Origin of the sequence: Bradyrhizobium sp. SBR1B, from assembly GCF_014198205.1 — a bacterium.
GTDB lineage: Bacteria > Pseudomonadota > Alphaproteobacteria > Rhizobiales > Xanthobacteraceae > Bradyrhizobium.
The window spans coordinates 279,612-304,549 of record NZ_JACIHC010000005.1; the positions used below are offsets into that span (position 1 = coordinate 279,612).

Sequence of the window (24,938 nt, forward strand, 5' to 3'; positions counted from 1 at the left end):
TGCATCTTTTTGGATGCGTCTAGCCCTTAACTGCCGGCTCATGCACTTTGTTTCATGCAGTCGGCCAGGACCGCACGATCGCGCCAAGCGCGATCCAGTCGCCCTTTGCGAGCTGCGGGCGGCCGATCTTGGCCTGGAGCAGCGCCACCAGGGCCGCGACCGGAAAGCTCTCGACGAAACCGTCGCCGCCGCTGGCGACCTTGCGTGCGCTCAACGCGCGCAGCTCGGTCAGAGCGTCGCCGAACAGGCGCGCGGCCGAATGCGCCTTCTGCATGCGCAGGCGCAAATTGGCATTGGCGATGTGGATGCAGGCGCGCAGCAGGATGCGTTCGCGGCCGCTCTGCGGGGCTGCGGCCCACACCGTCTCCAGCACCTCCTGCGCTTCCCAAAAATAGCCGCGATCGTTGAGCGCGAGGCCGTAGCGCAGCGCCGGATGGCGGGCCGGCACGTAGCCGCGAAAGGCCGAGGGCACCAGCGCCTTGGCCAAGCGAAGCGTTTCGTCATCGGCCTCGATGGCGCCGGTCTCGCCCGGCACATAGGCCCATTGCGGCCATGGCAATTGGCCGGTCGCATGTGAAGGCACATTCATCGATGTGCCTCCGCATGGTCATGCGGCGCGTCCCTGGAGTCCCTGATCGTCGCGCAGGGCCGCTTTTGCAAATTGCTCAATCGCGTCAAGCGTCGCCCCCGGCGCTTCACGATGCGGGGAATGGCCCGCGTCTGAAATGACTTTAAAATCTATCGGACAATAACACTCTTCCTGCGCAATTTCGACCTGACGCAATGTCCCATATTGGTCGCCTGCACCTTGCAGGACCATCATGGGAACGCGGATATAGGCCAGATATTCCGAGATGTCCCAATCGCGGAATTTCGGATCGAGCCAGGCGCCGTTCCAGCCGTAGAAGGCGTTGTCGACATCCTTGTGCCAGCGCGCCAGCTTGGCCTTGAGGTCGGTGGTTTCGAAGCTGGTCTTGATCTCCGCGATCGATTTCACCGAGATGTCCTCGACGATGAAGTGCGGCGCGATCAGCACGAGGCCGCTCAGGCGGTGATCCTGATGCGCGCCGGCATAGATCGTCGCGATCGAGCCGCCGTCGGAATGGCCGAGCAGCAGGCCGCGCTTGAAGCCGATCGCGTCGAGCAGCTTCGGCAGCACGTCGAGCGCCTCGCGCTGCATGTAGTCGAGCGGCCGCGGCAATGTCACCGGGCTCGAATGGCCGTAGCCTGCGCGCGAATAGGCGAAGATGCCGGCACCGGTGGCCTGCTGCAGTTTCTCGGGAAAATCGCCCCAGAGCCCAACCGAGCCGAGCCCTTCATGCAGCATGACGATGGTGGGGGCGTCGGCCGATGCAGGCGCGAGCCATTTGTATTCGAGGCTGGCGCCGCCGATGCTGAGGAAGCCGGTGGGGGTGAGGTTGGTCATGGTCGAAGTCCCATTCCTAGCCAAGGCCGAGATGCCTACCCTCCCCTGGAGGGGGAGGGTCGATTCACAGCGAGCGTAGCGAGATGTGAATCGGGGTGGAGTGACAGTCTCTCCGCAGATGCAGTGCCCGCGTGGAGAGATCACCCCACCCCGTCACGCATCTCGCTGCGCTCGATCGCGTGCCGACCCTCCCCCTCCAGGGGAGGGTAAGCAAGTGCAGTTCGCACCATCAATTCGCCCCTTCCCGCAGCTTGAACCGCTGGATCTTGCCCGTCGCCGTCTTCGGCAAGGACTCCACCACGTCGATCCAGCGCGGATATTTCCACGGGCCGATCTTCTGCTTGACGTGCTCCTTCAGCATTTCCTGAAGATCGCTCGTCGTCGCGCCGGGGCGCAGCACGACGAAGGCCTTCGGCTTGAGCAATCCTTCCGGATCGGCCTCGGGCACGACGGCGGCCTCCAGCACGGCCGGATGGGTGATCAGCGCGCTCTCGACCTCGAACGGCGAGACCCAGATGCCGGAGACCTTGAACATGTCGTCGGCGCGGCCGCAGAAGGTGTAGCGGCCATCTGCATCGCGAACATATTTGTCGCCGGTGCGGGTCCACGGTCCCTCAAAGGTCCGGCGGCTCTTGTGGCGCTGATTCCAGTAGCCTTCGCCGGCCGAGGGTGCATCGACCAGGAGCTCACCGACCTCGCCGTCGGCAACGTCTTGCCCGGCCTCGTTGACCAGCCGCACCGCATAGCCCGGCACCGGCTTGCCGGAGGAGCCGTATTTGATGTCGCCGGGCGCGTTCGAGAGAAAAATGTGCAACAGCTCGGTCGAGCCTACGCCGTCGAGGATGTCGACGCCGAAGCGCGCCTTCCAGCTGGTGCCGACGGATTCCGGCAGCGCCTCGCCGGCCGAGGTGCAGATGCGCAAGGCGCCGCCGCCACGCTCGGCCTTCATGGTCTCGTCGTTGAGCATGGCCGCGAACAAGGTCGGCACGCCGTAGAAGATCGACGGCCTGTAGCGATTCATCAGATCGAACATCCGCGCCGGCGTCGGGCGCTCGCTGTTGAGGATCACGCTGGCGCCGACCGACATCGGGAAGGTCAGCGCATTGCCGAGGCCATAGGCAAAGAACAGCTTTGCGGCGGAAAGACACACGTCGCTCTCGCGGATGCCGAGCACCTGTTTTGCGTAGGTGTCGGCGGTCGCCTGCAAATTCGAATGGATATGGCGCACGCCCTTGGGCATGCCGGTCGAGCCGGACGAATAGAGCCAGAACGCGGGCTCGTCAGGATGCGTCGCGGCGGTGGTGAACTGATCGCTCTCGCCCGCAAGCTCTTCAGCGAGCTGCTTGTGCCCGTTCTGCTTGGCGCCGGAGACCACGACATGCTCGAGATCGGGCATGCGGCCGACCACGTCCTTGATGACAGGGTAGAGCGCCTCGGAGACGAACAGCACACGCGCGCGGCAGTCGGCGAGGATGTAGGCGTATTGGTCCGCGGTCAGCAGCGTGTTCAGCGGCACCGGCACGATCCCGGCGCGGATCGCGCCCAGGAACACGACCGGAAAGTCGACCGTATCCAGCATGATCATCGCCACGCGCTCCTCGCGGCGGACGCCGAGCCGGCGCAGCATGTTGGCGGCGCGTCGGCTCTCGCGCTGAAGCTCGCCATAGGTGAGCCGCGAGACGGTGTCGTCGAAGGCCAGCTTGTTGCCGCGGCCCTCCTCGACGTTACGGTCGAGCAGCCAGGTCACCGCGTTATAGGATCCCTCGCTCACTGGACTTCTCCCCCGGATTTAGAATTATAATTCATAGAAAGACACCGCGGCGGCTTGCTGTCAATGCTAGCAGGCATTATGTTTCATTAAAATGCGCCGCAGGACACCCTTCAAAAAAGACATCCCTTAAAGAAGGCTCATGACCGACAGTCCCGACGCCGAATCCCGCTTTCTCGAACAGCTCGGCCAGCGCGTGCGCACCATGCGCGCGTTGCGCGGCATGTCGCGCAAAGTGCTCGCCAAGGTATCGGGGATTTCGGAGCGCTACATCGCGCAGCTCGAAAGCGGCAAGGGCAATGTCTCCATCGTGCTCTTGCGCCGCGTCTCGGACGCGATGGGCGCGCATCTCGAAGATCTGCTTCCCAGCGCCGATCCGACACCGGACTGGCAGATGTTTCGTGACCTGCTGCGCAAGGCCACGCCTGCGCAGATCGCGCAGGCAAAAGATCTGCTCACTGGGGGCAGCGCCTCGGCGCCGCGACGCGCTCCGTTCTGCGGCATCGCGCTGATCGGCCTGCGCGGCGCCGGCAAGTCGACGCTCGGGCGCATGCTGGCGAAGAAAGTCGGCTGGAGCTTCGTCGAGCTCAACAAGGAGGTCGAGCAGCAGAACGGTCTCTCGGTCGCCGAGATCATCGCGCTGTACGGCCAGGAAGGTTTTCGCCGCATGGAGCAGGCGGCGCTGCAGCAGCTGCTAGCGCGCAACGAGCTGATGGTGCTGGCGACCGGCGGCGGCATCGTGTCCGAGCCTTTGACGTTCGACCAGATCCTGACCTCGTTCTACACGATCTGGCTGAAGGCCGAGCCCGAGGAGCACATGGCCCGCGTCCGTCGCCAGGGCGACCTGCGCCCGATGGCCGACGACCGCTCCGCCATGGCGGAGCTGCGCAACATCCTGCTCAGCCGCGAGCCGCTGTACTCGCGCGCGACGGCAGTGGTGGACACGGCAGGTCTCTCCGTCGATGCGGCGGCCGCACGGCTGATCGATGCGGTGCGTCCGGTGCTGCAGAACGAGGCCCGCAGCTTCGGCCTGCGCAGTGTGGCGCTGTAGGCGAGCTGCATCGAAACGCTCTGCTGTCGTCCCTGCGAACGCAGGGACCCATACCGCGTGATCTATCGATTGATCCGGGCTGCTAATCCCAAACGGCCAGCCTTCGCCAAACTGCTCCCTGGGGTTATGGGTCCCTGCGTTCGCAGGGACGACAGCGGAGGATTTTGCGCGACCGTTAGCAACACTATATTAACGCCCATCAATAGGCATTGAGACCCACTAATGACCTCCACCGACGTCACCACCTCCATGTTTGAGCGGATCGGCGGCAGTGCGACGATCGACGCCCTGGTCGATCGCTTCTACGACCGCATGGACGCGCTGCCGGAGGCGAAGATCATCCGCGCGATGCATGCGGACGACCTAGGCCTGATCAGGGATGTGCTGAAGCGCTATCTCACCGAATGGACCGGCGGCCCGCGCCTCTATACCCCCGAGAAGGGCCATCCGCGGCTGCGCCAGCGCCACATCGGCTTTGCCATCGGCGATGCCGAGCGCGATGCGTGGATGCTCTGCATGCGCGGCGCGATGGAGGAGACGGTGACCGACACGGCGGCGCGGCTGGAGCTCGACAAGGCGATATCGGGCCTCGCCGACTGGATGCGTAACCGGCAGTGAGAGGGCGGCAGCGCCTCGACGCAATTCGAAGGCGTATCATGGACCCGCATCGCGTGATTTGAGTTCCGCGGCGATCGCCTGCTAAGCTCCTGACATGACCGACATCCTTCCCGATACCATCCGCCGCCTCTACACCGATCCCGGCGAGTACATCGACAGCGATCATCCGGCCGTGCAGCAATTTGCGGCCGACGCCGTGCGCGCGGATGCGAGCGCGCGCGAAAAAGCGAGCGTGCTCTACAAGGCGGTGCGCGATGGCATCCGCTATAATCCTTACGTCAGCATGCGCGTCGCCGAGACGTTTCGTGCTTCGAGCGTTCTCGCCGCGGGCCAGGGCTATTGCGTCGGCAAGGCCGCGCTCTATGCCGCCGCCTGCCGCGTCCACGGCATTCCCGCACGGGTCGGCTTTGCGGACGTGAAGAACCATCTCACCACAGAGAAGCTGCGCGCGAGCATGGGCACCGACATCTTCACCTGGCACGGCTTTACCGAGGTGCATGTCGATGGCGCCTGGCGCAAGGCGACGCCGACCTTCAACGACATGCTGTGCGCCAAGGTCGGCGTAGCCCCGCTCGATTTCGACGGCCATACCGACGCGCTGCTGCATCCGTTCGACGGCGAGGGGCGCGCCTACATGCAATATGTCAACGACCGCGGCACCTATCACGACGTGCCCGCAAAATTCCTGATGCGCGAAATGGCGCGCGACTACGCCAACATGCAGGGCGAGGATCTGTCGGGCCGCGACATGGAGCGCGAAGCGGCGGAGCGGTAGCACACGATGGACGCACCTGCCGATGTCATCCGTCGACCGGCCTCGTCGCGCCTTGCGCGGCTGATCTCGAGCATCTCGTTCTATCGCGAGCGCGGCCTCGGCCTTTCCGCCTTCCGGCACGCCGCGCCGCTCGCGCTGCCGCTGCTGGTGAATTTGGGAACGCCCTTCCGCATTGCGCTCGGACACCAACCGGATCGTGCCGACGCGCAGCCGAGCTTCGCGGCGGGTCTGTTTCCCGGACCGGTCGTGATCGAATCCGACGGCCGCGCCGAATGCGTTCAGGTCGATTTCACGCCGCTCGGGGCGTATCGCTTCTTCGGAGGCGCCGTGCCCGACCTGACCGCGCGCATGGTCGGCCTCGACGACATTCTGGGACGGGATGGCGAGAACCTCCGCGCCAGGGTGGCCGAGGCGGTCGGCTGGCAGCGGCGATTCGAGATCGTGGAAGACTTCGTGCGTCGCCGCGCCGTGCACGAGCCCTCGCCTGCGGTGGCTTTCGCCCTGGAGATGCTCTGGCGAGGCGCGGGCGCGGTCAGGATCGCCGACATCGCCTCCGACATCGGCTGGAGCCGCAAGCATCTCACGCGCCGCTTCCACAACGAGATCGGCGTTGCGCCCAAGACGCTGGCCCAGATGCTGCGCTTTCATCGAGCCTGCGCGCTGGCCCGGACGGACGGCACGGGCGGCTGGGCGGCCATTGCCGCGGACGCCGGCTATGCCGACCAGGCGCATCTCGCGCGCGATTTCCGGATCTTCAGCGGCGAGACGCCGACCGGATGGGCCGCGCGGCTCGACGTCGTCGATCCCCGCCTGATGCGCGACGGCGGGGGCTAGCGCCAAACAGCGGCCAGACGGCCCGAGACGGTCAAGTCCCATTTGTTCAAGCCAGCCGCCGTGATCCGAACTAGGGTCAGCTCTGCAGCAAGCTTGCAAGCACTTGCATCGAACGTCTCGTACCGAACCTGGAGAGTTTCATGAACCAGCCGAACGGCTATGAAGCGCCGCGCCTCTACCACACCATGCGCTGCAGGGATGCGGAGGCGATGATCGCCTGGCTGAAGAACGTTCTCGGCTTCGCCGAACGCGTGGTGTACCGCAACGAGGGCACGGTCGTTCACGCCGAGCTGGCGTTCGGATCGTCGATCCTCATGCTGGGCGCGCATCGCGACGATGCCTACGCCAAAGTTGTGGGCGACATCGGCGGCCGGCGGACGGATGCCGTCTACATGGCCGTTGATGATCCCGACGCGCTCTATGCGAAGGTGAAAGCCGCTGGTGCAGAGATCGAGATGGAGCCCTACACGACCGATTATGGCAGCCGCGATTTCGCCGCGCACGATCCGGAGGGCGGCCTCTGGAGCTTTGGCACCTATTGGCCCAAAGTCGGCGAACAGCCGCTCGCCGGATAGGTGGACTCACGTCAGCGACTGCTCGGCGGCCGCGGCTCGAGCCCAGCCGCGTCCGCGCCGGGAATGCGGGCGGCCGGGCCGTCTTGCTGGCTAGATCGACCAGTAGTTCGGATGCTGGTACGGCCGCGAGCGATCGCCCCAGTCGAACTCATCGCCATCGAATTCGCAGGGACCGCTACTCAATTGCTCCGGCGTCAGGTCGGCCTGGAAGGCCTGGCGTCCCGGATCATATTTCAACGCGCTCCACTGCACGGGATAATGATGATGTGTCCCGAGCAGCCTGCCGGTCTTGACCACCGCGTAAGCGACCGTTCCACTGACCTTGTCGAGCATCAATCGCTCGATCGTGCCGAGCTTCGTGCCGTCACACCCATAGACGGCGACGTGTTCGACGCGATCACTGGGAACCATGGTGTGTTGCATGGCGTGCTCCCTGGGTTCTTGCGTTGCGGGCATTATAGTCCTGTAGCCCGGATCAGCGAAGCGACATCCGGGGCCTTGCGATGCTTCCCGGGGTATCGCGACGCTCGCCCGGACTACAGCTAGAGCAGTTGCGAACGCACGGAGTCCGCGCCTTCCCGCAACAGCGGCAGGAACCGGTCGATCAATTCCTGCGCCGGCACGCGGTCGACATGGGCTCCCATGTTGATGGCGGCGACGATCACGTCGTCGTAGCGGCGCACCGGAACCGAGATCGAGCGGAAATGCGGCTCGGCCTCGCGGTCGACCAGTGAATAGCCTTGCGTGCGATCGGCGGCGATGCGCGCGAGCAGCGCCTTCGGGTCGGTCTGCGTCTGCGGCGTCAGCGCCCCGCGCATCATCGCCTTCAGGCGTGCGGCAAGGTCGGCATCGTCGAGCTGGCCGAGCATGGCGCGGCCGACCGAGGTGCAGAACGAAGGCAGCCGATAGCCGATCTCCAACCCGCCCGAGAAAACGCGCGCCGGGCTGCCTCGGGCAATGAACACGACGTCATCACCGTCGAGCACCGCGAGCGAGGAGATTTCGTTCGCCGCGGTCGCAACGCGATCGAGCACGGGTTGGAGCACCGCAACGAGCTGATTGGAACGCAAGTAAGATGCCGCCAGCGTCAGCACGTGCGGCGTGAGCGAGAACAGCTTGCCATCGCCGCTGACAAAACCGCCGCGCTGCAGCGTGAACAGCATGCGCCGGGCGGTCGCGCGCGGCAGGTCCGCGGCGCGGGCGAGATCGCTCAGCGTCATCGGGCCTGCCGTCGTGCCGAAGCATTGCAGCAGGCGCAGGCCACGATCGAGCGCCTCGACAAAATCCGTCGCGCGCTCGTCGCTCTCACTGCGCTTCAGCTTGGGCATGTCCGGGACAATCCTGCAAAATAGTGCTTGCTGCTGCCCCAAGGCATGTCATAATTCGCCCATTCGTTCAATAGGCGAACAAACGCCACTCCACAAAGGGATGCTACTGCCATGATGAGCCAGGAGCAGAACGACCTGATCACCCGCACCGGTCCGAAGGACCCCTGCGGAAAGCTGATGCGGAGCTATTGGCAGCCGGCGGCGCTGGTGGATGAGCTGGAGGGCGAGCGGCCGATCCGTCCCATCAAGCTGCTCGGCGAGAACCTGGTGCTGTTTCGCGACGAGACCGGACGCTACGGCCTGATCGACCGCCACTGCGCCCATCGCGGCGCCGACCTCGCGTTCGGACGGCTCGAGCACGGCGGCCTGCGCTGCGCCTTCCATGGCTGGCTGTTCGACGCGACCGGCCAGTGCATCGAGACGCCGGCAGAGCCGAAGGACTCAAAGCTCTGCCAGAACATCCGCCAGCGCTCCTATCCCGTGGTGAAGAAGAGCGGCATCCTCTGGGCCTATCTCGGCGAGGGTGAGCCGCCGGCTTTTCCGGAGCTCGACTGTTTCGTCGCCCCTGATACCCACACCTTTGCGTTCAAGGGCCACATGGCCTGCAACTGGCTGCAGGCGCTCGAAGTCGGCATCGATCCCGCGCACGCCTCCTACCTGCATCGCTTCTTCGAGGACGAGGACACCTCGACCGCCTACGGCAAGCAGTTCCGCGGCGCATCTGCCGGGTCTGACCTGCCGATGACGAAAATCCTGCGCGAATACGACCGCCCGATCATCAATGTCGAGCACACCGAATATGGCCTGCGGCTGATCGCGCTGCGCGAGATCGACGAGGAGCGCACCCATGTGCGCGTCACCAACCAGCTGTTCCCGCACGGCTTCGTCATCCCCATGAGCACCGAGATGACAATCACGCAGTGGCACGTGCCGGTCGACGACGAAAACTGCTACTGGTACGCGATCTTCACCAGCTATTCGAATCCGGTCGACAAGCAGAAGATGCGCGACCAGCGGCTCGAGCTCTATGAGCTGCCCGACTACGTCTCGCGCAAGAACCGTAGCAACGATTACGGTTTCGATCCGCACGAGCAGCAGACCGCGACCTATACCGGCATGGGCACCGACATCAACGTCCACGACCAATGGGCGGTGGAATCGATGGGCGCGATTCAGGATCGCACCAAGGAGCATCTCGGCTCGAGCGACAAGGCGATCGTGCAATATCGCCGCCTGCTGCGACAGGAGATCGAGAAGGTCTCCGGCGGCGAGAAGCCGATGCTGTTTCTCGACGAGAGCAGAGCACGCAGCATCCAGGGACCGGCCACCATGGACGGCATCGGGCCGACCCAGGGGTGGGAGCTCTACTGGATGGAGGTCGACGTCAAGCGCCGCCGCGGCGCACCTTGGGCCGCACCGGTGCCGAAGGAGATCGCGGACAACGTGCACCGGCTGACGGCGGCGGAGTGACGTTCGTGCGCCGCTCCCGTAGGGTGGGCAAAGGCGCAAAGCGCCGTGCCCACCGCACTTGCGTTCAGATGATAGACTGCGTGGGCACGCTTCGCTTTGCCCAGCCTACGGCAGTTGAGGGAGTAGCACAGTGACTTTCGTCGCGCGTCATGCGCTGTGGTCGGATGAGCAGAGGGACGCGGCGACGCGCATGCGCCGCATCGTCGAGGACAAGAATCTCGAGGTCATCCGCCTCGCCTTCCCCGACCAGCACGGAATCTTGCGCGGCAAGACCATCATCGCCTCCGAGGCGATCGCCTCGCTGGAGAGCGGCTGCTCCATCACCACCACCATGCTGGCCAAGGACACCTCGCACCGCACGGTATTCCCGGTGTTCACCGCGGGCGGCGGCTTCGGCATGAAGGAGATGGAAGGCGCGGCCGACGTGCTGATGGTCGCCGACCCCACGACGTTTCGCGTCTTGCCGTGGGCGCCGACCACGGGCTGGGTGCTGTGCGACCTCTACTTCAATGACGGCCGCCCGGTGCCGTTCGCGACGCGCGGGCTCTACAAGCGCGCGCTGGACGAACTCGGCACGCGCGGACACGATTTCGTCGCCGGTCTTGAAGTCGAATTCCACATCTTCAAGCTCGACGACCCGCATATGCGCCCCGAGGACGCCGGCCAGCCGGGCACGCCACCATCAGTGAGCCTGCTCAGCCACGGCTATCAATATCTCACCGAGCAGCGCTTCGATCAGATGGAGCCGGTGCTGGAGATCCTGCGCCGCGACATCGTCGCGCTCGGACTGCCCTTGCGCTCGGTCGAGGTCGAGTTCGGGCCGAGCCAGTGCGAGTTCACCTTCGCGCCGCGGAAGGGGATCGAGCCCGCCGACAACATGGTGCTGTTTCGGAGCGCCGTGAAGCAGATCGCGCGGCGGCACGGCTATCACGCCACCTTCATGTGCCGGCCGAAACTGCCGAACGTGTTCGCGAGCGGCTGGCATCTGCACCAGTCGATCGTCTCGCGCGCCAGCGGCGAGAATCTGTTCATGGTGAAAGACGGCGGCGAGCCGCTCAGCGCCTTCGGCCGCTCATACCTCGCCGGCCTGCTCGATCACGCCCGCGCCTCGACGGTGTTCACCACCCCGACCATCAACGGCTACAAGCGCTACCGTTCCTACTCGCTGGCGCCGGACCGTGCGATCTGGGGCCGCGACAATCGCGGCGTGATGATCCGCGTGCTCGGCGGCGCCAATGATGTCGCAACGCGCCTGGAGAACCGCATCGGCGAGCCCGCCGCCAATCCCTATCTCTACATGGCCTCGCAGATCCTCTCGGGCCTCGACGGCGTCGACCGCAAGCTCGATCCCGGTCCCTCCGCCGACACGCCCTACGAGACCAAGGCGCCGCTGCTGCCGAAATCACTGCGCGATGCGGTCAGCGCGCTGAAGGACGATCCGTTCTTCCGCGAGAAGTTCGGGCCGGAGTTCGTCGACTATTACACCCACATCAAGAGCGCCGAGATCGACCGCTTCCTGTCCGAAGTGACCGACTGGGAGCACCGCGAATATTTCGAGGTGTTTTGACATCCTGTCCTGGGGATTCCTCTCAAGGCGAGTACGGCTCACGGCCGTGTGAAGCGGCTTCGTCGCGCCGGTTCCGACGACATCGCATCGCTGCCGGACGAAGCCATTTTCCATCCCCGCGAAAACCCACGGAAAGAATCCTGCGCTAGGATTCCCGCATGTGATCAACAGTGGAGTTCGATCATGTGGGAACAATTATTCAGTCTGATCTACCGTCTGTCCTGCCGGACAACCTTGATCAACATCGGTGTGCATCGTCTGGCGCGCTGAAACTCAATGGATGCGCGATAGGTAAGACGGATTGACCAGATTAGGAGCGTTTCCATGCGCAAGCTGATCCTGATCGCAACGGTGTCTCTGCTCACAAGCCAGGCCTATGCGGGTGGGTCGCGGAGCCTCAGCCTGGCAGCCAGCAATTCAAGCCAGCAGGCGACTGAGCAGCCCGCCACGGCGGCAGCGGTCTCGCCGCAAACCGCCCAGGCGCCGTCGCAGCCGGCAAACGTCCAGACTGCGACCACCGCACCAACCTCAGCGACGGCACCGGCGGCCACGAAGGCATCAGCCACGCCATCACCGCCGCCGGCAAGCACGGCCGGAACGACCAAGCCGAAGCGGCACCAGTCGCCCACCGAGGCCCGAATCGTGCGCGAGTTGCACCGTCACGGGATCTATTGGTGATCCCGCTCACCAGCGATAGCCGAGCGTTGCGATGACGGTCAGCGGTGCGCCGCGATAGCAGTACCCGACCTGGCACGTCGTGTAGTGCAGATTGAACAGGTTCTTGGCGTTGACCTGGAACTGCAGGCCCTTTAGCTCCTTCGCCGCCTGGCCAAAATCATATTTCAGCGCAGCATCAATCAGGGTCACCGAGCTGTTCTTGAACGTGTTCAGATCGTCACCATAGCTCCAGGACATGTAACGCACGCCGCCACCGATGCTCAGCCCGGCAAACGGGCCGGCCAGCGGCAGGGCATAGTTGCCCCACAGCGTCGCGGTGTGCGGAGGATTGCCCGACGGAAACTTGCCGATCTGCGCGCTGTCGCCGGCCTGCTTGGTGACCATGTCGAGATAGGTGTAGGACGAGGTGATGTCGAAACCACCGCCGAGGCTCGCCAGCGCCTGCAATTCGAAGCCGCGGCTTTGAATCTCGCCGCGCTGGACCGTGACGCCGGTCCCGGTCGTGACGAGGCCCCCGCTCTGGGTCAGGTCGAACACCGCGGCAGTGATGAAGCTCCTCGTCCCCAGCGGCTGATATTTGACGCCGATCTCGGTCTGCTTGCCGGTGGTGGGCTTGAAGAAGGCGCCTGTGGGATCGACGCCGAGATTGGGAAAGAACGAGGTTGAATAGGCGACGTAAGGCGCGACCCCGGAATCGAACACATAGGTCAGCCCGGCGCGCCCGCTATAGGCCTGTTCGGACTGCTGCTGGCGGGTCAGCGCGAACTGATCCTCGCCCGTGGTGCGAACCCAGTCGCTGCGGCCGCTCAGCGTCAGGATCCAGTGGTCGAGCTTGGCCTGGTCCTGAATGTACACGCCGGACTGGGTCTGCCGCTGCTGCGTCGAGGACGAGATCGCGGGATCGGGAATGGATTCCGGCACATAGGCCGGCGCGGCCAGATTGAGGTCGGAGACGCCGAAGCCGAAGCCCTGCTTGTCATTGAATTTCGACGCCGTGTAGTCGGTGCCGACCAGGAGCGTGTGCTGCACCGGGCCGGTCGAGAGCTTTGCCTCGACCTGGTTGTCCATGATGGCCGATTGCAGCGTGTCGTGGACGTAGCCGGTATAGCGCGAGACGACATTGCCGACGGGAGCGCCGAGAAAGCCGACATAGCGCGTGACCGCATCGACATCGACATAGCGGAATTTCTGGCGAACGGTCACGGCGTTGTTGAACGCATGCTCGAACAAATAGCCGACGCGTCCCTGCTCCTGGTCGAGCGAATTGTAGGACGGACTGCCGGTGAAGATGTCCGTCGTGGTGCCGGTGCCCGTGGAATAGGTGAACATCGAGCCCGGCGTCTTCGATTTCTGGTAGGCGCCGAGAATGGTGAGGGTCGTCGATTGGTCCGGCTTCCAGGTGACGGCGGGAGCGACATAGACACGATTGTCCTTGCCGCCGGGCACGAACACGTCGGCGTCGCGCACGACGCCGGTCAATCGATAGGAAAATTGACCGTTGGGATCGACCGGACCCGAGAAATCGAAATTGCCCTGCACGCGCTCGCGGTCGCCGAACACCGTCTGCACTTCGTGGAACGGCTGGCTGGTCGGCAGCTTGCTCTGCAGATCGATCAGACCGCCGGGCGAGCCGAGGCCATAGAGGGCCGAACTCGGCCCGCGCACCACGGTGATGCTGTCTACGCCATAAGGCTCGGTCTTGAACACGCCGAGACCGGCGCCGACGAGGCGCAAACCGTCGAGATAGATGCCGTTATAGGTGATGTCGAAGCCTCGGATCGAGATGGCGTCGAAGCGCGGATCGTAACCTGAAGCATCGATGCGGACGCCCGGTTCATAGCCGACCGCCTCGGTCAGTGTCTGCACGGCGCGATCGTTGAGCTCCTTGCGGGTCACGACCGAAATCGACTGCGGCGTCTCGAGCAATGGCGTGTTCGTCTTGGTGCCCGCCGAGCTGCTGCTTGCGACATAGCTGTTCTCGCTCGACGCATTGGCGCGGCCGCTCCCCGCCTCGCGCGTGTCCGCATTTCTGGCTTGCCCGGACCCGGCATTGCGCGGCGTTGCGGCGCGGCCACTCTGCGATTGTGAGGCGCGCTGGACAGATTGGGCACGCGGACGCGCCTGGCTCGGTGCCTCCACCGTGACCGGCGGCAATGTGCCCGCCGTCGAAGGCGAATTGGTTCCGGAGACCTGTGCGGCCGAAGGCGTCGCGTGCAGGACCATTCCCAAACCGGCCGCTCCCAGACCAGTTCTCACCAACCGTTCCCAGCCGAGCGTCTGCCCGTCGTTCCGCCTCATCGTCTTCCCCGAGTTCCGTGTTCAACAACCCGGGCGTAACCAGATCAAAGCGGCCGCCGCCTTTGCGCGCGCGCAAATCACCTTTGATCCCACGTGGAGGCTTTCAAGTTTACTGATAGCGGCTCGGCGAATGGCCAAAGCGCCTGCGGAAAGCCGTCGCGAAATTTGCCGGATGGGCGTAGCCGACCCGATAGGCCGCTTCGGTGACGGACAAGCGCTGGTGAATCAAAAAGGCACGTGCGGCATCGAGCCGCTGAGCCCTGAGATAGTCGATCGCGCTCTGGCCATATGCCATCCGGAATTTCTGGTTGAAGGACCTGCGGCTCAGCCCCGCGTTCCGCGCCAGTTCGTCGATGCTCCAGGGATAGGCGAGATCGGCGTCCATCCGCTGCTTCACCGATTGCAACCGCGTCCACTGCAGATCGGTGGTGGGATCGGCGGCAATCCGGCCGCGCTCGCCGAACAAGGCGTGGACCACGATCTCGGCGGCATGCGCCGACAGCAGCAATTGCGCCGCGCTGCCGGTGACCGGCGGCGAAAACATTTCTGCCGCGACCGCCTGTATGCGCGCAGATGCCCTCAGCGAGACGATCGCTGCGCCCGAGACGTCGTTCGTAAACAGCGCCCGAAACTCATCGCCGAGTCCAAGTCCATCGATCGAGGTTTGGGGAAACGCCAGGCCGATCGCGGAACGCTCGCCGGAATGAACCGCGCGTTCCGCTGCGCAGGTCTCGCGCACGGCAATTGCCGTCATCTGCCCGTCGCAGCCAGTGCTGCGCGTCAGAATGCCGCGGCCTGCGCCACCATCAACGGAGACCGAAATGAACAGGCCCGGGGCTGCGCTCGCAGAGCCGCCGGCATCGGCTCGAAACTCGCCTCTGACAAACACGCAGCCCGGAAAATCCAGCCATTGCGCTGTCGAAGCGCCCGGCTGTACGGAACCGATGTCGTCTTGAGGCCGTCCGACAATTTGATCGTAGAAGTCCCGCATCGAATCCGCTTACGCCGCGGCTTCTTTGACCGCTGGCGGCGGCGCGCTCAAGAGCTCTGCGCGCGGTTTGGAGGGATTCGAAACTGGATTTGCTCGAAGAGAAGCTTGCGCGTCGCGCGCGGTCGGCAGGAACGCGCCTCAGATGCCGAGATATTTGTGCTGGAGATCCGGCTCCTCCATCAGCTGATCGGAGGTGCCGCTCCACACCGTCTTGCCGCGCTCGATGATGGTATGGCGGTCGCAGATGCGAGCGAGATGGTCGACGTTCTTGTCGACGACCAGGATCGACTGTCCGCGGCTCTTGAGCAGCGACAGGCAGCTCCAGATTTCCTCGCGGATCAGCGGCGCGAGGCCTTCGGTCGCTTCGTCCAGGATCAGGAGCTTTGGATTGGTCATCAGCGCGCGGCCGATCGCGAGCATCTGCTGCTCGCCGCCGGAGAGCTGGTTGCCCATGTTGGCGGCGCGTTCGGCAAGGCGCGGAAACAACACGTAGATCGCGGCCAGCGTCCAGGGATTGGGGCTGCCGAAGCGGTCGGCGGCGGCCGCGACCAGGTTCTCGCGCACGGTGAGGTTCGGAAAGATCTGGCGTCCCTCGGGGACCAGGCCGACGCCGAGCTTTGCGATCCTGTAGGAGGGAAGCTGCCTGACCTCGGCGCCCGCGAAACGAATGCTGCCGGCGCGCGCCGGCGTCAGGCCCATGATGGAGCGGATGGTCGTGGTCTTGCCCATGCCGTTGCGGCCCATCAGCGAGACCATCTCGCCCGGCTTGATCGACAGCGACAGGCCGAACAGTACCTGGGAGAGGCCGTAGCAGGTCTCGATGCCGTCGACCTCGAGCAGCGTGTCAGCCATGATGCGTCACCACGTGCTGGTCGCCGAGATAGGCGCGCTTGACGTCTTCGTTGGCACGGATCGCGGCCGGATCGCCCGAGGCGATGACGCGGCCATAGACCAGCACCGTAATGCGGTCGGCAAGCGCAAACACCGCCGGCATGTCGTGCTCGACCAGCACGATCGAGACTTCCTTGCGCAGCTCCTGGAGCAGCTTCACCATGCGCTGGGATTCGGTGACCCCCAAGCCCGCCATCGGCTCGTCGAGCAGCAGGAGCTTCGGCTTGCTCGCGAGCGCCACCGCGAGCTCGAGCTCGCGGCGCTCGCCATGGCTGAGCCGGTTCACCACGACATCGGCACGATGCAACAGGCCGACGCGATCGAGCGCGGCGTGGGCGGCATCGCGCAGGGATCGCTCCTTGCGCGCATTGGCAAAGAAGCGGAACGAGGTGCCGGCATGGGCTTGCGCCGCCAGCGCGACGTTGTCGGCGGCGGTGAAATCGAGCAGCAGCGAGGTGATCTGGAACGAGCGCGCAAGGCCCAGCGCGCAGCGGCGATAGGCCGGCAGATAGGTGATGTCGCGCCCCGCCAGCGAGACGCTGCCGGAATGCGGCTCGAGATGTCCGGTGAGCTGGCTGATCAGCGTGGTCTTGCCGGCGCCGTTCGGGCCGATGATGGCGTGCAGCTCGCCCGCGGCGACGTCGAGCGAGACATTATCCGTCGCAACGATGCCGCCGAAGCGGCGCACCAGCTTCTCGACGCGGAGCAAGGGTTCAGCCACGGCCGGCCCTCCCGAGCATGCCCATGATGCCGCCACGGCCGAACAGCACGATCAGCAGCAGCAGCGGGCCCATGATCAGCGCCCAATATTCGGTGATCTGCGACAGGAATTCCTCCAGCAGCAGGAACACCACCGCGCCCATGATCGGGCCGAACAGCGTGCCCATGCCGCCCAGGATCACCATCACCATGAGATCGCCCGAGCGCGTCCAGTACATCACGGCCGGGCTGACGAAGTCGGTGTTGTTGGCGAGCAGCGCGCCGGCGAGGCCGCACATGGTGCCTGAAATGACGAAGCAGACCAGCTGGTAGCGCTTTGCCGGGAAGCCGATCGCCTGCATGCGCTGCTCGTTGGAGCGCAGGCCCTGCACGACGAGGCCGAAGCGCGAATTGACGATGCGCCAGATCAGGAAGACGACGCCGAGGAGGCAGGCGAGGCAGAGATAATAGAACTGCGTGCGGTTGGACAGGTCGATCAGCCCGGAGAAGTCGCTGCGCTTGTAGACGGTGAGGCCGTCATCGCCGCCGTAGCGCGCCAGCCCCGAGGCGACGTAATAGGCCATCTGCGCAAAGGCCAGCGTGATCATGATGAAATAGACGCCGCGGGTGCGCAAAGAGAGCGCGCCGATCACGAGCGCATAGATCGCGGAGGCCGCGAGCGCGACCGGAAACTGGATGAAGCCGGAACCGACGCCTTCCTGGGCGAGCATGCCGACGGCGTAGCCGCCGATGCCGAGATAGGCGGCGTGGCCAAAGCTCATCATGCCGCCAAAACCCATGATGAGGTTGAGGCTCGCCGCCGCCAGCGCCAGGATGATGATGCGGGTGAACAGCGTCAGGATGAAGATGTTGCCGGAGAGCTGCGAATAGAGCGGCAGCAACAGGAGGCCCGCCAGAACCAGGGCCGTGACGGCCTTGCTCACAGTGAAAGACTTCATCGACGGTTGGCCGGAAACAGCCCCTCCGGCCGCACCACCAGCACGATCGCCATCAGCAGGTAGATCAGCATGGAGGACAGCGCGGGTGCGGCGGTGGAGGCAGCGGCGCCGCTCAGCACCTGCCGCAGCAGATTGGGCAGGAAGGCGCGGCCGAGCGTGTCGATCATGCCGACGAAGATCGCGGCGAGGAACGCGCCGCGGATCGAGCCGATGCCGCCGATCACGATGATGACGAAGGCGAGGATCAGGATGTTCTCGCCCATGCCGATCTGCACGGTGAGGATCGGCGCCTGCATCAGGCCGGCAAGGCCGGCGAGCGCGGCGCCCAAGCCGAACACCAGCGTGTAGAGCAGCTTGATGTTGATGCCGAGCGCGCCGATCATCTCGCGATTGGAGGCGCCGGCGCGGATCAGCATGCCGATGCGGGTGCGCATCACGCCGAGATAGAGCAGCAGCGCCACCAGCAGCGCCACGATGATGATGGCGAGCCGATAGGCGGGATAATGAATACCGGGCAGGATCGGCACCGGCACGGTGAGCCAGGCCGGCAGCGGCAGCGCAAGGCCGGCCGGGCCCCAGATCAGCCGCACGGCTTCATTGAAGAACAGGATCAGGCCGAAGGTCGCCAGCACATGGTCGAGATGGTCGCGGCCGTAGAGATGCCGCAGCGCGCTCATCTCGAGCACGATGCCGAGCACCAGCGTAGCCCCCAGCGCCATCAGCGCCCCGAGCAGGAAGCTGCCGGTCCACGCGGCGAAAGTCGCGGCGAAATAGGCGCCCATCATGTAGAGCGAGCCGTGCGCGAGGTTGACGAGATCCATGATCCCGAACACCAGCGTCAGGCCGGCGGCGAGCAGGAACAGCAGCAGGCCGAACTGCAATCCGTTCAGGAACTGTTCGACGACGAGCAGCATCAAGACTCTTTCAGGCGCACGCGGTGTCGCGCCGATGTTCGAACACGGTCGCCATCAGTGAAAGAGCTCCCCCTGCCTGTTCAAGGCGGAAAAATGGGTAATGGCAGTATCGTTCAGAGGCAAGAGCGATTCGACACCAAACATGCACTTTGTTGCATGCGGGTGCATGCGGTCGAGATGCTCCTGCAAGAAGGCTGCCGTGCAGGCTGGGGCAACCTGCCGCACCCAAACGATGACCCCCTCGCCGGTGGCCGGCGAGAGGGTGCGACTTCGTCGGAATGCAAGGAAGGATTACGTCTAGTGCGACGTCATCTGCTGGGGAAGATCGTCCGGTTCGGCGAGCACGCTGTTGGCCGTCGAGGTCTCCAGCGCCGCCATCCGGAACAGATAGGCGAGCGTCGCCAATCCGGTGTCTTCCGCCATCTGCGCCAGCTCGAGCGCCATGTCGGACATGTAGCCGAGATTCTCGTCCCTGATCTGCGCCATGATCTGGCTGTCCCGCATCATGTTCGACATCTCAGGCGCTCTTTCGTTGTGCGGCAGCAGCGCCGCAGAGGTTGGCACGGGCGACGGCGTCCAGACGCGGGCCGTCCTGGCGCACGACCGAGGTCATGCCGATACGATCGTGCAGGGCATCGAGGGTCTCGCGACGAATGTCGATGGTCGCCGCCATGGTCCATGCATCCTCCACCAGAGCCGGCAGGCCAAGCGGGGTCACCATGAAGCCGGCCTCGTGGAAGCGCGGCAGCCACCAGGTCTCCATGATCGCGCTGACCTGCGCGATCCCCTGATTGAGGCAGAACTCCTGCACCGCCGCCATCAGTTGCAGGCTGAGCGCGCCGTCGCGGCGATCACGCACGACGAAGTAGCGCGACCATTCCCAGACCAGCGGATCCGCGGGGCAGCCGCGCACCGACGCCAGATGCGGGAACACCTCGCTCATCATCGAGGGCTTGGTCGTCGGGTAGAGCCGGTGGCCACCGATGACGCGCCGCCCCTCCAGCGCAAGCAGATAGACGGTATCCTCGTCGTCATAGGAATCGATCTCGCGGCAATCCGGCCTGCGCAGCGTCTCCCAGCGCCGCTCCTCGACGAAGATATCGTGGCGCAACCGGAAATGCTGCTCGATCACGTCTTCATAAAGGTGGCGATTTACCGCAGAAATAGCGTGAATCATGAAACCCCCCATTCATCCTCAATGGGAGCAGAGTCTGCGAAAAGAGCCGGATTCGATATTGGGAAATTTCCCAGTACGGCGCTTACGGATTGATGATTTTGTTCCGAATCGCCAGCGCTACCGCATGCGTGCGGTTGACGGCACCGAGCTTGCGCGCGGCAGTTGCAAGATGCTCTTCCGCCGTGCGCTGCGTGATGTGCAAGATCTCACCGATCTCCCAGGCCGACTTGCCCTGCGAGGCCCAGGAGATCACCTCGCGCTCGCGCGGGGTGAGGCGCGTCGAGGGATAAGGCGCCGGCTCGAGCAGACGGCGAATGTGGTCGAAGCCATACATCGCCATCAGATGCAGTGCCGGCTTGCTGCGCGGATTGAGGTCGAGATGAACGCCGCCAAGCGACACCGCCGCTTCATAGCCGGTGAGCCCGTGGATCGGCACGATGAAGCCCCGCGACATGCGAAAATCGGTGGCGCGGTTCATCACCTCGGCCGCGTTCGGCTCGAGTTCGGCGTCATAGGGCGCTTCCGACCATTCGAACGGATTGACCGATTGCCGGCACAGCCGCACCACCGGATCGAAGCGGTCGTAATTGTTCTGGGTGTAGAGGCTGAACCAGCCCGCCGGCCAGCGCTTGGCAAGCACCATCTGCGCAAACCGCTGGTCGGGATTGGGCAATCCCGTCACGATGATGGTTTCGAAGCCGAAACGACCGAACGCCGTCTCGAGCGCATTCATGGCATCGGGCACCTTGCGATAGGTCCCCAGGCCTTCAATGAAGTCGAGCGCCTCCCGGCCATAATCTACGGCGGACATCGGTGCGTTTCCTGCCCCACACCGCCTCGTATAGCACGTATTTGGGGACTGCCTCAATTCGCTGCGGCCGTAGTTTCCCGGTGCTCATCTGCTCTGAAGATTTAAACTACTTGTGGCAGAATTGCCCTCACGATACACCTGAGCGACCGAAGCGGGAACACCACGATGGAAGACGAGGATATTGCCCTCAACAGCGTGCTCGGCCTGGAATTGAACCGCGTGTTTTTCGCCGTCCGCGAAACCGCAAACAAGCAGAAGATCATCGAGTTCGCGCGCGCGGTGCTGGAAGGCGAGCGCGAGGAGCTGGCCGAGAGCGTATTGCCCGAGGGCCCGGCGAGCTGAGACACAACCGCAGCGCCGACGAACCAATTCGAGCGCCGCCGCCCTTCTGTTCGAACGCGCTGATTTTAGTCGAAAACAATCCGACAGCGAACTTGAGTTTCCCTTCTCCCCTTGTTGTGGGAGAACGTGGCATAGGCGGCCTTCGGCCGCCGTTCTAAGTGGACGCCGAAGCGAAACTTCGGCTATGGCGCCGGATGAGCGTCTCTATCGACAAGTGCAGTATCGTAGGGTGGGCAAAGCGACTTGTCCGCCATAGCTCGAAGAGCGACGGCGGAAGCGTGCCCACGTCCTGCCTGTTTGGTGAGACGACGTGGGCACGGCGCAAGTGCGCTTTTGCCCACCCGACTCGCTGAGAGAGACCCCTCGCCCGTCTCGCCGCTTTCGCGGCGAGCCACCCTCTCCCCCAGGGGAGAGGGGGAAAGCTCCCCTCCGCCATCCACATCCACCCGCACTTGCCGCTGGATGACAGCGCAGCTCTCGTGAGATGATTGCCGCCATGATCATCTTTCGGATGCCAAGGACATTTCACGAGCATGATGACGCTGCGCCAGGTTGAAGTGATCCGTGCCGTGATGGTGACGGGCACCATCGGCGGTGCGGCGAAGCTGCTCAACGTCTCGGCGCCCGGGATCAGCCGCCTCGTCAAATACACCGAGCGCTCGCTCGGCATCCGCTTCTTCCAGCGCCAGAATGGGCGGTACTTCCCGACGCCGGAAGCCGAGAACATCTTCGAGCAGATCAACGGCGTCTACAAGAAGGTCGACGATCTCTCCGAGATCATCTCCAAGATCGGCCGTGGCGGCCTGTCCGAGCTGCGCATCGGCTCGGTGCCGAGCATCTCGCAGGTGATGGTGCCCCGCGCGATCGAGCGCGTCCGGCGCCGCTATCCCGATCTCGGCATCGACATCAACATCCTCAAGCTCGAGGAGGCCATCGACTATCTCATGCTCGGCCGCGGCGAATGCGTGGCGATGAGCTACCGGCTGGAGCATTCCGGGCTCGACTTCATGCCGCTGGCCTCGGGCGAGCTGTACTGCATCGTGCCGCCGGGGCACGAGCTCGCCGGCCGCAAGCAGGTCTCGGCCGCCGAGATCACCCGCTATCCGCTGATCGGCATCGATCCCAACGATCCCTACGGGCGGATCATGGCCGAGATCTTTGCCCGCAACCGTCTCGCCTACAACATCACCATCCGCGCGCGCTTCGGCACCACGGTCTGCGCGCTGGTGAAGGCGGGCCTCGGCATCGCCATCATCGACCAGTTCACCGTGGCCCATGGCGGCTATCCCGGGATCGAGCTTCTGAAGATCACCGAGCCGACGCGGTTCGACACTTACATCGCGGTCAAGCGCGGCGCGCCGCTGTCGCTCCATGCCGAGTCTTTCATCGAGTCGCTGCGCGCGGAGATGCGGGCGGTCGAGCCATCCCGCGGCAACGGCAAGGCCGCCGGTGCGCGCGGACGGAAGAAATAACATCATGTTAGGTTTGTCGGATAAAAGGGTAATTGTGTTAGGCGGGGGAAAGACTATCGTCGCAGCTGGAACTCCCTTGGACTTGCGGAGATTTCCCCGCTAATGGCCGGGACCGAACGGGCCCAACGAGACGATAGCGAACCATGTCCAAGCGCGGATACGCCGCCAGCAAGAAGCTCCTCACCGGCCTGATCGGCGCGCCGATCGCGCATTCCGCGTCCCCCGCCATGCATGAGCGCGCCGCCGAAGCGCTTGGCCTGCGCGGCCACTACCAGCTCATCGAGGTCGCCGGCGCCGATGCGGCCGGGCTTCGCATGATGCTCGAGGGCGTGCGGCGGCTCGGCTTTGCCGGCGTCAACGTCACCTACCCCTACAAGGAGGCCGTGGTGCCACTGCTCGACGAGCTGGCACCGGCTGCGGCGACCATGGCGGCGGTCAACACCGTCGTCGTGAGAGACGGCCGGCTGATCGGCCACAACACCGACACGACCGGCTTTGCCCGCGCCGTCGCGCCGCTGCTGGCGTCTTCCGGAAATGCGGTGGCCGTGATCGGCACCGGCGGCGTCGGCAAGGCGATTGCCTTTGCGCTGGCGAGCCTGAAAGTGACGAACCTCCGAATCTTCGACAGCGAGCCGGCACGCGCCGAAAAACTCGCCGCGCTGCTGGCCAGGCACGGCGGCGCGCGGGTGGCTACGAGCGTGGAAGACGCGCTTCGTGGCGCAACCGGCCTCGTCAACGGCACGCCGGTCGGCATGCTGCCGAACCGGGACATCCCGGTCCCAGCCTCGCTGCTGCGCGAAAACCTGTGGGTCGCCGACGCCGTGTACTCGCCGTTGATCACGCCGCTGCTGGCAGCGGCGCAAGCCAAGGGCGCGCGGATCATGACCGGGCGGGAGCTCGCGATCTATCAGGCGGCCGACGCCTTCGAACTGTTCACGGGCCTTGCCCCATCGACCGAGATCATGGGACAGGCATTCGACGAGGTGATGGCGGCACGAAGCTCGGCCTATCACGCTGCGTAACCGAAGCGGACGACACAAGGCCGCGGACAATCTCGACGAAAAATGGGAGGAGAAACCATGAAATCGACCCTGCTGGCAGGCGCCCTGCTTGCCATCGCGACTGCAACCAGCGTCCACGCCCAGGCCATCAAGCTCGCCAACGTCGCCGAGCTCTCGGGCGGCGGCGCCACCGTCGGCACCAACTGGAAGAATGGCATCGATCTCGCGATCGAGGAGATCAACGCCAAGGGCGGCGTGCTCGGCCGCAAGCTGGAAGTCAGCCATGCCGACTCGCAATCCAATCCCGGCGTCGCCCGCGCCCAGGTGCAGAAGGCGCTCGACGCCGAGCCCTATGTGCTGCTCGGACCCGGCTATTCCGGCTCGGTCAAGGTCACCGCGCCGCTCGCCGCCGAAGCGGGCATCGCGCAGATCATGGGTGGTGAGGCCGCCGAGTTGACGCAGGCAGGAAACAAATTCCTGTTCCGCACCTCGTTCGGCCAGCAATCCTCGATGCCGAAGGTCGCGAAATACATCCACGACGAGATGAAGGCGAAGACGGTCGCGGTGGTCTGGGTCAACAACGACTTCGGCCGCGGCGGACGCGACGTCGTCGTCAAGGAGCTCGACCGGCTCGGCTCCAAGGTGGTCGCCGACCTCTCGACCGAGGCGGGCCAGGCCGATTTCGCCGCCGACGTCGGCAAGATCAAGGCCGCCAATCCGGATGCCGTGTTCGTCTACCTGAACGAGGAAGAGAGCGCGCGCATCCTGAAGGAGCTGAAGCGCCAGGGCGTCACCGCGCCACTGATGGGCGAGACCACGCTGATCGGCCAGAAGGTGATCGAGCTCGCCGGCGATGCCGCCAACGGCGCACGCGGCCATGTCGGCCTCACCACCGATGCACCGGTCGATCTGATCAAGGCGTTCCGCGAGAAGTTCTCCAAGAAGTACAATTACGTCCCTGACCATAACGGCCTGAAGGGCTATCTCGCGGTCTACATGGTGAAGGCCACCACCGAGAAGATGGGCAAGGTCGACCCGAAGAAGTTTGCCGAGACGCTGCACGGCCTCACCATCAAGGCCGCGGACGAGCCGGGCATCCTGATGGACGTCACCTTCAGCGACACCGGCGACATCGACCGCCAGAGCTTCCTGGTCGAGGTGGTCGAAGGCAAGCAGGTGGTGAAGCAGGTGCTGCCCAAGGTGAAGTGAGGCGCGCGATCTTTCACCTCTCCCCGCTTGCGGGGAGAGGTCGGATCGCATCGAAGATGCGATCCGGGTGAGGGGGAGCCTCCG

General features: G+C 64.6%; 26 protein-coding genes. 12 read left to right on the forward strand and 14 right to left on the reverse strand.

Features of this window, described 5'->3' with window-relative positions; translation table 11 throughout:
* Positions 1 to 52 precede the first annotated feature (52 nt).
* From GGD61_RS16055 to GGD61_RS16065, 3 genes are all read right to left on the reverse strand, one after another.
* The gene (locus GGD61_RS16055; protein ID WP_092251693.1) at positions 53 to 589 is read right to left on the reverse strand and encodes a DUF309 domain-containing protein; all 537 of its coding nucleotides are present in this window, start codon (positions 587 to 589) and stop codon (positions 53 to 55) included.
* An 18-nt stretch (positions 590 to 607) separates the two neighbouring features.
* Positions 608 to 1,426, reverse strand: coding sequence for an alpha/beta fold hydrolase (locus tag GGD61_RS16060; RefSeq protein WP_092251692.1), 819 nt, complete (start codon positions 1,424 to 1,426; stop codon positions 608 to 610).
* A 229-nt stretch (positions 1,427 to 1,655) separates the two neighbouring features.
* Positions 1,656 to 3,197 (reverse strand): benzoate-CoA ligase family protein, encoded by a 1,542-nt coding sequence (locus tag GGD61_RS16065; RefSeq protein ID WP_183230893.1) that lies wholly within the window; start codon positions 3,195 to 3,197, stop codon positions 1,656 to 1,658.
* Positions 3,198 to 3,336: 139 nt separating this feature from the next.
* Between GGD61_RS16065 and GGD61_RS16070 the strand changes: the two genes are divergently transcribed.
* The 5 genes from GGD61_RS16070 (at position 3,337) to GGD61_RS16090 (ending at position 7,047) form a co-directional block, all read left to right on the forward strand.
* The gene (locus tag GGD61_RS16070) at positions 3,337 to 4,245 is read left to right on the forward strand and encodes a helix-turn-helix transcriptional regulator (RefSeq protein WP_092251690.1); all 909 of its coding nucleotides are present in this window, start codon (positions 3,337 to 3,339) and stop codon (positions 4,243 to 4,245) included.
* Positions 4,246 to 4,467: 222 nt separating this feature from the next.
* On the forward strand, positions 4,468 to 4,863 hold the full coding sequence (locus tag GGD61_RS16075; protein WP_092251689.1) for a group II truncated hemoglobin: 396 nt from the start codon (positions 4,468 to 4,470) through the stop codon (positions 4,861 to 4,863).
* A 94-nt stretch (positions 4,864 to 4,957) separates the two neighbouring features.
* Positions 4,958 to 5,638 (forward strand): transglutaminase family protein, encoded by a 681-nt coding sequence (locus tag GGD61_RS16080; protein WP_183230894.1) that lies wholly within the window; start codon positions 4,958 to 4,960, stop codon positions 5,636 to 5,638.
* Between the two features lie 6 nt (positions 5,639 to 5,644).
* Complete coding sequence (locus GGD61_RS16085) at positions 5,645 to 6,472, forward strand: AraC family transcriptional regulator (RefSeq protein ID WP_183230895.1); 828 nt, start codon at positions 5,645 to 5,647, stop codon at positions 6,470 to 6,472.
* A gap of 140 nt (positions 6,473 to 6,612) precedes the next feature.
* A complete protein-coding gene (locus GGD61_RS16090; protein ID WP_183230896.1) occupies positions 6,613 to 7,047 on the forward strand; it encodes a VOC family protein in 435 nt (144 codons plus the stop codon).
* 90 nt (positions 7,048 to 7,137) lie between these two features.
* Here the strand turns inward: GGD61_RS16090 and GGD61_RS16095 are convergent, their stop codons facing one another.
* Together GGD61_RS16095 and GGD61_RS16100 are read right to left on the reverse strand one after the other, a co-directional pair.
* Positions 7,138 to 7,470: a PRC-barrel domain-containing protein gene (locus GGD61_RS16095; protein WP_018316888.1), complete on the reverse strand. Its 333-nt coding sequence runs from the start codon at positions 7,468 to 7,470 to the stop codon at positions 7,138 to 7,140.
* Positions 7,471 to 7,589: 119 nt separating this feature from the next.
* Complete coding sequence (locus GGD61_RS16100; RefSeq protein ID WP_092251685.1) at positions 7,590 to 8,375, reverse strand: IclR family transcriptional regulator C-terminal domain-containing protein; 786 nt, start codon at positions 8,373 to 8,375, stop codon at positions 7,590 to 7,592.
* Positions 8,376 to 8,486: 111 nt separating this feature from the next.
* On the opposite strand from GGD61_RS16100, the gene GGD61_RS16105 reads away from it, so the two are divergent.
* The 3 genes from GGD61_RS16105 (at position 8,487) to GGD61_RS16115 (ending at position 12,090) form a co-directional block, all read left to right on the forward strand.
* A complete protein-coding gene (locus GGD61_RS16105; protein ID WP_092251684.1) occupies positions 8,487 to 9,845 on the forward strand; it encodes an aromatic ring-hydroxylating dioxygenase subunit alpha in 1,359 nt (452 codons plus the stop codon).
* A gap of 130 nt (positions 9,846 to 9,975) precedes the next feature.
* Complete coding sequence (locus GGD61_RS16110) at positions 9,976 to 11,412, forward strand: glutamine synthetase family protein (RefSeq protein ID WP_092251683.1); 1,437 nt, start codon at positions 9,976 to 9,978, stop codon at positions 11,410 to 11,412.
* Positions 11,413 to 11,736: 324 nt separating this feature from the next.
* Positions 11,737 to 12,090 carry a hypothetical protein gene (locus GGD61_RS16115; RefSeq protein WP_092251682.1) on the forward strand — a complete coding sequence of 118 codons (354 nt, stop codon included), beginning with the start codon at positions 11,737 to 11,739 and terminating at the stop codon, positions 12,088 to 12,090.
* A 6-nt stretch (positions 12,091 to 12,096) separates the two neighbouring features.
* On the opposite strand, the gene GGD61_RS16120 is transcribed toward GGD61_RS16115, so the two are convergent.
* From GGD61_RS16120 to GGD61_RS16160, 9 genes are all read right to left on the reverse strand, one after another.
* Positions 12,097 to 14,388 carry a TonB-dependent siderophore receptor gene (locus GGD61_RS16120; protein WP_246785942.1) on the reverse strand — a complete coding sequence of 764 codons (2,292 nt, stop codon included), beginning with the start codon at positions 14,386 to 14,388 and terminating at the stop codon, positions 12,097 to 12,099.
* 109 nt (positions 14,389 to 14,497) lie between these two features.
* Complete coding sequence (locus GGD61_RS16125; protein ID WP_312012665.1) at positions 14,498 to 15,277, reverse strand: AraC family transcriptional regulator; 780 nt, start codon at positions 15,275 to 15,277, stop codon at positions 14,498 to 14,500.
* Between the two features lie 240 nt (positions 15,278 to 15,517).
* Positions 15,518 to 16,231, reverse strand: a complete 714-nt coding sequence (locus GGD61_RS16130) for an ABC transporter ATP-binding protein (protein WP_183230898.1) — start codon at positions 16,229 to 16,231, stop codon at positions 15,518 to 15,520.
* Positions 16,224 to 16,991 (reverse strand): ABC transporter ATP-binding protein, encoded by a 768-nt coding sequence (locus tag GGD61_RS16135; RefSeq protein ID WP_018316880.1) that lies wholly within the window; start codon positions 16,989 to 16,991, stop codon positions 16,224 to 16,226. The genes GGD61_RS16130 and GGD61_RS16135 overlap by 8 nt, the downstream gene beginning before the upstream one ends.
* Positions 16,984 to 17,928 carry a branched-chain amino acid ABC transporter permease gene (locus GGD61_RS16140; protein ID WP_183230899.1) on the reverse strand — a complete coding sequence of 315 codons (945 nt, stop codon included), beginning with the start codon at positions 17,926 to 17,928 and terminating at the stop codon, positions 16,984 to 16,986. The genes GGD61_RS16135 and GGD61_RS16140 overlap by 8 nt, the downstream gene beginning before the upstream one ends.
* Entirely contained in the window at positions 17,925 to 18,842 is a 918-nt protein-coding gene (locus GGD61_RS16145; protein ID WP_018316878.1) for a branched-chain amino acid ABC transporter permease, read from the reverse strand. Before GGD61_RS16145 ends, GGD61_RS16140 begins: the two co-directional genes overlap by 4 nt.
* 297 nt (positions 18,843 to 19,139) lie before the next feature.
* Positions 19,140 to 19,358 carry a hypothetical protein gene (locus GGD61_RS16150; protein WP_183230900.1) on the reverse strand — a complete coding sequence of 73 codons (219 nt, stop codon included), beginning with the start codon at positions 19,356 to 19,358 and terminating at the stop codon, positions 19,140 to 19,142.
* A 1-nt stretch (position 19,359) separates the two neighbouring features.
* Positions 19,360 to 20,019 (reverse strand): acyl-homoserine-lactone synthase, encoded by a 660-nt coding sequence (locus tag GGD61_RS16155; RefSeq protein ID WP_183230901.1) that lies wholly within the window; start codon positions 20,017 to 20,019, stop codon positions 19,360 to 19,362.
* An 82-nt stretch (positions 20,020 to 20,101) separates the two neighbouring features.
* Positions 20,102 to 20,830 (reverse strand): LuxR family transcriptional regulator, encoded by a 729-nt coding sequence (locus GGD61_RS16160; protein WP_028139752.1) that lies wholly within the window; start codon positions 20,828 to 20,830, stop codon positions 20,102 to 20,104.
* A 165-nt stretch (positions 20,831 to 20,995) separates the two neighbouring features.
* Here GGD61_RS16160 and GGD61_RS16165 point away from each other — a divergent pair, with 165 nt between their 5' ends.
* The 4 genes from GGD61_RS16165 (at position 20,996) to GGD61_RS16180 (ending at position 24,854) form a co-directional block, all read left to right on the forward strand.
* Entirely contained in the window at positions 20,996 to 21,172 is a 177-nt protein-coding gene (locus tag GGD61_RS16165) for a hypothetical protein (RefSeq protein WP_092251674.1), read from the forward strand.
* A 533-nt stretch (positions 21,173 to 21,705) separates the two neighbouring features.
* Positions 21,706 to 22,644 (forward strand): LysR family transcriptional regulator, encoded by a 939-nt coding sequence (locus tag GGD61_RS16170; RefSeq protein WP_018316873.1) that lies wholly within the window; start codon positions 21,706 to 21,708, stop codon positions 22,642 to 22,644.
* A gap of 143 nt (positions 22,645 to 22,787) precedes the next feature.
* A complete protein-coding gene (locus GGD61_RS16175) occupies positions 22,788 to 23,666 on the forward strand; it encodes a shikimate dehydrogenase (RefSeq protein WP_183230902.1) in 879 nt (292 codons plus the stop codon).
* A gap of 57 nt (positions 23,667 to 23,723) precedes the next feature.
* A complete protein-coding gene (locus GGD61_RS16180) occupies positions 23,724 to 24,854 on the forward strand; it encodes an ABC transporter substrate-binding protein (protein WP_183230903.1) in 1,131 nt (376 codons plus the stop codon).
* The last annotated feature ends 84 nt before the right edge of the window (positions 24,855 to 24,938 follow it).

What these genes read in the sequence shown, in the direction of transcription:
- GGD61_RS16055 (WP_092251693.1), bottom strand. Translation starts at nt 589, where the DNA reads ATGAATGTGCCTTCACATGCGACCGGCCAATTGCCATGGCCGCAATGG.
- GGD61_RS16060 (WP_092251692.1), bottom strand. Translation starts at nt 1,426, where the DNA reads ATGACCAACCTCACCCCCACCGGCTTCCTCAGCATCGGCGGCGCCAGC.
- GGD61_RS16070 (WP_092251690.1), top strand. Translation starts at nt 3,337, where the DNA reads ATGACCGACAGTCCCGACGCCGAATCCCGCTTTCTCGAACAGCTCGGC.
- GGD61_RS16075 (WP_092251689.1), top strand. Translation starts at nt 4,468, where the DNA reads ATGACCTCCACCGACGTCACCACCTCCATGTTTGAGCGGATCGGCGGC.
- GGD61_RS16080 (WP_183230894.1), top strand. Translation starts at nt 4,958, where the DNA reads ATGACCGACATCCTTCCCGATACCATCCGCCGCCTCTACACCGATCCC.
- GGD61_RS16085 (WP_183230895.1), top strand. Translation starts at nt 5,645, where the DNA reads ATGGACGCACCTGCCGATGTCATCCGTCGACCGGCCTCGTCGCGCCTT.
- GGD61_RS16090 (WP_183230896.1), top strand. Translation starts at nt 6,613, where the DNA reads ATGAACCAGCCGAACGGCTATGAAGCGCCGCGCCTCTACCACACCATG.
- GGD61_RS16095 (WP_018316888.1), bottom strand. Translation starts at nt 7,470, where the DNA reads ATGCAACACACCATGGTTCCCAGTGATCGCGTCGAACACGTCGCCGTC.
- GGD61_RS16100 (WP_092251685.1), bottom strand. Translation starts at nt 8,375, where the DNA reads ATGCCCAAGCTGAAGCGCAGTGAGAGCGACGAGCGCGCGACGGATTTT.
- GGD61_RS16105 (WP_092251684.1), top strand. Translation starts at nt 8,487, where the DNA reads ATGATGAGCCAGGAGCAGAACGACCTGATCACCCGCACCGGTCCGAAG.
- GGD61_RS16115 (WP_092251682.1), top strand. Translation starts at nt 11,737, where the DNA reads ATGCGCAAGCTGATCCTGATCGCAACGGTGTCTCTGCTCACAAGCCAG.
- GGD61_RS16120 (WP_246785942.1), bottom strand. Translation starts at nt 14,388, where the DNA reads ATGAGGCGGAACGACGGGCAGACGCTCGGCTGGGAACGGTTGGTGAGA.
- GGD61_RS16130 (WP_183230898.1), bottom strand. Translation starts at nt 16,231, where the DNA reads ATGGCTGACACGCTGCTCGAGGTCGACGGCATCGAGACCTGCTACGGC.
- GGD61_RS16140 (WP_183230899.1), bottom strand. Translation starts at nt 17,928, where the DNA reads ATGAAGTCTTTCACTGTGAGCAAGGCCGTCACGGCCCTGGTTCTGGCG.
- GGD61_RS16145 (WP_018316878.1), bottom strand. Translation starts at nt 18,842, where the DNA reads ATGCTGCTCGTCGTCGAACAGTTCCTGAACGGATTGCAGTTCGGCCTG.
- GGD61_RS16150 (WP_183230900.1), bottom strand. Translation starts at nt 19,358, where the DNA reads ATGTCGAACATGATGCGGGACAGCCAGATCATGGCGCAGATCAGGGAC.
- GGD61_RS16155 (WP_183230901.1), bottom strand. Translation starts at nt 20,019, where the DNA reads ATGATTCACGCTATTTCTGCGGTAAATCGCCACCTTTATGAAGACGTG.
- GGD61_RS16160 (WP_028139752.1), bottom strand. Translation starts at nt 20,830, where the DNA reads ATGTCCGCCGTAGATTATGGCCGGGAGGCGCTCGACTTCATTGAAGGC.
- GGD61_RS16165 (WP_092251674.1), top strand. Translation starts at nt 20,996, where the DNA reads ATGGAAGACGAGGATATTGCCCTCAACAGCGTGCTCGGCCTGGAATTG.
- GGD61_RS16170 (WP_018316873.1), top strand. Translation starts at nt 21,706, where the DNA reads ATGATGACGCTGCGCCAGGTTGAAGTGATCCGTGCCGTGATGGTGACG.
- GGD61_RS16175 (WP_183230902.1), top strand. Translation starts at nt 22,788, where the DNA reads ATGTCCAAGCGCGGATACGCCGCCAGCAAGAAGCTCCTCACCGGCCTG.
- GGD61_RS16180 (WP_183230903.1), top strand. Translation starts at nt 23,724, where the DNA reads ATGAAATCGACCCTGCTGGCAGGCGCCCTGCTTGCCATCGCGACTGCA.